Genomic DNA, 5,250 nt, shown 5'->3' on the forward strand with positions numbered 1-5,250 from the left:
CGCCGCCGGCCAATGCGGTGGTTCACGCTAAGCCGGCCACACGCTGGCACGACCAGATTGTCGGCTACATCAAGGAGAAAGGCATCCATGCGTTCCACCACAAGTACGGGTATGGCAAGCGCGCGCTGGTCGAGGCGCAGATTTCGCGGATCAAACGCTGCATCGGCGCGCGACTGCTGACGCGCCGACTCGAATCGCAGCAGCGCGAGGGCGTGATCATTGCGAACCTCGTGAACCGGTGGAACAGCTTCGGCAAGGCGATTTGCGTCAAGACAGCCTAATTGCGCCCGCAACCAACTGAGCGCATACCCTGTCGAACAAAGCCGATCTCATTCGCCTTCGCCGTCTCGATCAACGAGTAAAGATTCAGGCTCGCCTTCGCGCCCGCCACCGTATCGCTGAACAACCAGTTTTTTCTTCCGACCACAAACGGCCTGATCGAATTCTCACAGGCGTTGTTGCATATCGGCCAGGTCTCGTTCTCGATGTAGCGGCACAGCTTCGGCCACTGGTTGCCCAGATAACCCAGCGCCTGTCCCAGCTTGCCGCCCGGCAGCGTCGTCTCGAGATGCTCGTCCAGCAACGTCTTGATCTTGCCCAGCACCAGCCGGCTATAGCGATAGCGTAGCCGCTGACAGCGCGCCGGCGCATGGCGCGCGCGTTCCTCGGCAGCGTACAGCTTGCTGATCAGATGAAGGAACTGCGTCGCTGGCTGGTGCGGCCCGCGCGCTTCCTTGGGCAGCACCGCTTCGGCTTCCACGAAGTACCGCCTCGCATGCGTCCAGCAGCCGAGATGGATCAGCTTGTTCTTCTTCGCGATCACATCGTACACGGCGCCGCCGTCGCTCATCAGCGCCGAACCCTCCCGTATGCCCGCCCACAGCGCGTCGCCGTGTTCGATATGGTGTCCGGGCGCGTAACTGTACAGCCGCACGGGTGGGCCGACAGCGTTCATCTGGACCCATACCGCGCTTTTCGATTGTGCCGGGCGTCCCGGCTCCTTCAGCACCTGTACGTTCGTTTCGTCGCCTTGCGTGACCCCGCTGTCGAGTAGCACATCACGCATCAGGTTGATCACCGGTTGCACCGCCTGACCATGCCGGATCACGCTGGCTGACATCGTGTTGCGCGAGATGTCGCCGCCAAAGCGACGTAGCAGCGCCGCGATCCGGTACAGCGGCAGCCCGTCCATGTACTTCGACAGGATGATCCACGCCATCGCTGCTTCCGTGAACAGCCCCTTCGGGATGATGCGCGGCGGCACCGACGCGACCTTCAGTCCATGGTCGCACAGCTTGCACGCGTACTGGACCCGCTCGTGGCGGATCACCCGAATCTGCTGCGGGATGATGTCCAGTTGCTCGCTCACCTCGACGCCGATCTCGACCAGCGTCGAGCCGTCATGCGGGCAGACCCGCTGATCCTCGGGAATTTCGTATCGCACCACCTCGCGCGGCAGGGCGGGGTCGAGCGACTTGCGCCCGCCGCGCTTCTTGCGCTTGTGCGCCGCGATCTCGATCTCCGGCTGGTCTTCCTGCGCGGGCTGGGTTGCGGATGTCGGCGCCAGCTGCTCGGCCTCGTTCAGGAACAGATCGCCCTGTCGCGGATCGCGCTTCTCGCTGCTCGCGCCGAACAGCTTGCGCAGCATGACCTTCAGCTGTTCCTTCGCGAGATCCCGTTCGACGCGTGTCACGCGAAGCTCGCCACGAAGTTCATCGCGTTCGCCGCGCAACGCATCGCGTTCGGCGGCGGCTTCGTCACGCGCCGCGATGAGCGCGGCGAGCTCGTCGGCGGTGATCGTGAGGTGTCTGCGGGTCATGCCTCCACGATAGCGAACACCGTACCCCAATGGGTTTACGTCATTTTGTAACAGTCGCATTCGTGTCGCAGTGATGCGACAGTTCAGAGCCGCGTGTAGCGCCGCTCGGGATGTTTGCGCATCGCCGACAGGTCGATGCCGTCGAGCAACCAGTAAAGCTGCTGCGCGCTCAGCTCGACGATCTCTCCCGTGCGGGGCCAGCAAAAACGGTCCGCCTCAAGCCGCTTCATCAATAGCCAAAACCCGTTGCGCTCGTACAGCAGCAACTTGATGCGATCGGCCCGTCGGTTGCGGAACCCGTACACCGCGCGCCCGAACGGGTCGAGCTTCATCGATTGTTCGACCAGCACCGCCAGACCGTTGATGCTCTTGCGAAAATCGATCGCATCCCGATGCAGGTACACCTTCACATCGTCGTCGAAGCGGAACATCCCGTCCTCCCCAACGAATCCATCATCGCCGTCAGCAGAGCAACGTCGGCGCTCGTACACAAGAGCTCAACGCTCACGCCGTTGGGCAGATGCGCCCATAGCCGCGCGCGGGGCGCTGTACTGCTCGGCGTCGAACTCACTTTCACTTCGGCGAACGCCGAGACCGCATCTCGCGCCGTTGCCGCTGGCTTGTGTGCCTTCTTCTGCGGCGCGTCGGGTGCCGCCCGCATCCGCCGCCGCGCTTTATACAGTCCGTGCACCGAGAGCCCATGCTCCCGCGCATACGACGACAACGTCTTGCCTTCCCGTTGCGCCGCTTCGATGTGCAAAACCCAGTCCATCGCGTCTCCAGCAAGCTGAAGACGCTACATGTACCTCGTTTCCTTCACATCCATAAGTGCGGGTTCGCGGGACGCTTACTTTCAGGCTGGCTTTGTATGGCAATGAACGTTCACGAGGCATAGATCAATTGCCCTTTCTACTCGACCTCACGCTGCCGCGCAACCACCCCCTTCCGAACAAAGCCTCCGGGTGGCCCCTTTACGAAGAACTCCAACAGATTGGGTGGTCGATGTTGCGCGCGGACCGCCTTCATGAATTCGACGTTCTGCGCGACTGTCAAGTCGCTGCGCCACGTCTCAAAGTAGCCTTTCGCCTGCTCATCATTAAGCCTGGACAAAAAAAGGGGGCAGCTCTCGGGGGGCAGCCATTGCAGTGGAAAGTTCATCAACGCTTCAGCAGATTCGCGTTCGAGCACAGCGCGCCCGAGCGCCGCTGTCAATTCGGGTTGCTTCGCCTGCAGCGTTTCCAGCTCCCGCTTCGAAACTTGCGCCAGGTGCGCTGCATCTACCCCCAGTTCAACGCACTGCTCAGGGGAGATAAGCTTGTCCCAGTACGCGTTCATGACGGCTTGAAGGTATGTATTTACAACATCTACATGACCGTTTTTCCTAGCTCGATCAAGCCCGGAGGCATCATTCTTAGATTTCGCGCTCAGCAGGTTGGCGAGGTCCGTTGCCGAGAGTTGTTTTGCCGCACCGGCCCTCAGCACTATGTCGAGGAAAGCTTGTACCGCTTTGTCATATCCTGCGGCCATGGCAGAGTACAGGCTTGAGCTGCGCCCGTTCGCCGACAGAAGGTTGTACAGCACTTGCTCGGGCGACAAAGAATCATAAGTGGTATTCGCGACGCCGTGCAACAGACGTGGTCCGATCAGCGTCACGGCCTGAGCGTTGCCGTCGGAAAGGGCTTCGCGCAGCCAGTTAGCCATCGCAAACTGAGCTGTGGACGCACCCGCGCACCACGAACCGACGTGATCAAGCAGCGGTAGTCGCTGCTGCCCGGCTACCACTGTTGCAAATTTGCGTTGCTGCCCGAGTGTCAAGTCGCTGCTGTTGGCCTTAAGGTAGGCGATCGCCTGCTCATCGTTAAGCTTGGACAGAAAGGGGGCGCAGCTCTCGAGGGCCAGCCATTGCGGTGGAAGGTTCATCAACGCTTCAGCGGGGGCATGGTCGATCACAGCGCACCTGAGTGCCGCCGTCAATTTGGGCTGCTGCGCCTGAAGCTTTTCCAGCTCCCGTTTCGGAAATTGCGCCAGGTGCGCGACCGTCAGGGGTTCAACCTGTCCCCCGACCGTGGCCCAGACGAGCAATTCATCGTTGTGCCGAATCTCGACCTTGAGGCCTGTGCCAGGCTCATTCCAGCCCAAGATCAGTTCCCCTTCCTTGTAGCTCGCGTCAACGAGTCCTGCTTCATGTTGCGCACGCAAAATATCTCTCGCGAGCAGGGCGGGGTCGGTCGGCACACGGATGACCGGGTTGTCCCCCGCGTCGTCGAATTCCAAGATGCTGGCGCTGGATTCTTTGACGGTATCGGCGCCATAGGTCGACGCCAGTTCGCGCACAATTCGGTTGGCCGTTTCAACGATGACATCGTTGTCGTATTCGACGCCGCGGGTCAGCTGATCACGTGCAATCTCCGTCTCGTCACTCAGCCGGTCGACGTAGATCTGCTGATACCGCTCTGCCATTACTAACGCCAAGCGGCTTGGGGACACATAGTCCTCGACGAGCTTTATGCACGCTTCCAGCTGTTCAGGTTTGACGTCCCGCGGGGCAAAGGGATCAGACGGAGCGGAAATACCCAGTCGTTCGGCCCCATAGTTCTTAAATGCCGAGACTTCGTGAACCTCATTGCCTGGCCGGTATGTGCGATGCTTACGTACATAGTCGGTGATGCACTGTTCGATGATGTCGTGTTTGAGCTGCCAGGAGGCCGACAACAAGCCGCCATTCGTGTTACAGAGCCGATTGACTTCGGTGATGAGCTTGGTGATCAAGCCGGGTCCACAGACCCCAAGCTCGCCCGCTACATTGCGCATAGCGCTGGTGCGCAGGGAAAGCTCGATGTCGTCGTTTTGCAGCAGGCGGTGCAGCAGGTCGAAGGCACGCTTACCTTCCGCATAGAACGCCACGCGAGCGTCCGAATAGTAGTTACGCTCTAGGTTGAACAGGCGGTCCTGGAATCTGTCCACGCACGTTTTTATGTCTTCGGCCTCGTATGGGACGTGTTTAGCCGCAAATTCCTTCAGGTGGTCGAGTGTCGCGCTCATTTCCTGGCGGAACTGTTTATAGGCATCGCTCGCTTCGAAGTCGCGGACCGTGTGATGTTTATCGGGCGAGTAGACCACTGCCGACGACGACATATCGGTTGAAGGCCCGTTTCGATCGGCTCGTAGAGCGAGCGGTGTGGGGGACATGAGCGCGGAACCAAATCCGCGCAATCCAATACTTCCTATTCCGAAGGGCATAACGATTCCTGGTTTTCTATGGTCTATTTAGTTAATCTCTGCGGGTCGGATTCCCCGTCCCTTGTGAGCTTCCCCCGGTTTTTCGCGCACCAAGGGCGAGTCGTTATGCTGCCAGATTTTGCTCGTCCTGCGTGCGGAGCCAGTCGTGAAAAAACTGGGTTGGCGACACCTGACCGAGCGTGGAGTGGCGG

The 5,250-nt window shown here is 60.2% G+C and carries 4 protein-coding genes and 1 pseudogene; 1 reads left to right on the plus strand and 4 read right to left on the minus strand.

What is annotated here, in order from left to right:
* On the plus strand, window positions 1-281 hold a 281-nt coding region (locus tag CFB82_RS40855; protein ID WP_256990774.1), incomplete at its 5' end, for a hypothetical protein.
* A 50-nt stretch (window positions 282-331) separates the two neighbouring features.
* Here the strand turns inward: CFB82_RS40855 and tnpC are convergent.
* The 4 genes and pseudogenes from tnpC to CFB82_RS40875 form a co-directional block, all read right to left on the minus strand.
* Window positions 332-1,819 (minus strand): annotated as a pseudogene (gene tnpC / locus CFB82_RS40860) (IS66 family transposase); the annotation flags it as partial.
* Window positions 1,820-1,902: 83 nt separating this feature from the next.
* Window positions 1,903-2,250 (minus strand): IS66 family insertion sequence element accessory protein TnpB, encoded by a 348-nt coding sequence (tnpB, locus tag CFB82_RS40865; RefSeq protein ID WP_089487877.1) that lies wholly within the window; start codon window positions 2,248-2,250, stop codon window positions 1,903-1,905.
* On the minus strand, window positions 2,226-2,591 hold the full coding sequence (gene tnpA, locus CFB82_RS40870) for an IS66 family insertion sequence element accessory protein TnpA (protein ID WP_089487878.1): 366 nt from the start codon (window positions 2,589-2,591) through the stop codon (window positions 2,226-2,228). The genes tnpB and tnpA overlap by 25 nt, the downstream gene beginning before the upstream one ends.
* 137 nt (window positions 2,592-2,728) lie before the next feature.
* The gene (locus CFB82_RS40875; RefSeq protein WP_143751072.1) at window positions 2,729-5,008 is read right to left on the minus strand and encodes a hypothetical protein; all 2,280 of its coding nucleotides are present in this window, start codon (window positions 5,006-5,008) and stop codon (window positions 2,729-2,731) included.
* Window positions 5,009-5,250: the final 242 nt, after the last annotated feature.

It is taken from the genome of Burkholderia sp. HI2714, assembly GCF_002223085.1.
Classification (GTDB): Bacteria; Pseudomonadota; Gammaproteobacteria; order Burkholderiales; family Burkholderiaceae; genus Burkholderia; species Burkholderia lata_D.